Source organism: Methylophaga sp. SB9B, assembly GCF_004832235.1.
GTDB classification, from domain to species: domain Bacteria; phylum Pseudomonadota; class Gammaproteobacteria; order Nitrosococcales; family Methylophagaceae; genus Methylophaga; species Methylophaga muralis.
This window is the reverse complement of record NZ_SSXS01000089.1, coordinates 1-253: the sequence shown is the minus strand read 5'-3', so window position 1 is coordinate 253 and position 253 is coordinate 1. Positions and strand designations below refer to the sequence as shown.

1 pseudogene is annotated in these 253 nt (G+C 47.4%); it reads left to right on the top strand.

Annotated elements, in window-relative coordinates:
- Positions 1–253, top strand: a pseudogene (locus E8Q33_RS15270) (peroxidase); the annotation flags it as partial.

Sequence of the window (253 nt, the reverse complement as noted above, 5' to 3'; positions counted from 1 at the left end):
TTATTGGAGATGAAGACAAAGCAATCTCTCGGCTTTACGATATGCTGCATCCCGGGGAGGATGATAGCTCGGCAGTGCGTTCGGTATTTCTGATCGATCCGAATAAGAAGATTAGAATGACGCTGACTATCCGAAGAGTGCGGGCCGAAACTTCAACGAAATCTTACGGGTGCTCGACTCGATCCAATTGACCGATGGCTATAAGGTTGCCACACCGGTGAACTGGCATGATGGTGACGATGTAATCATTTTA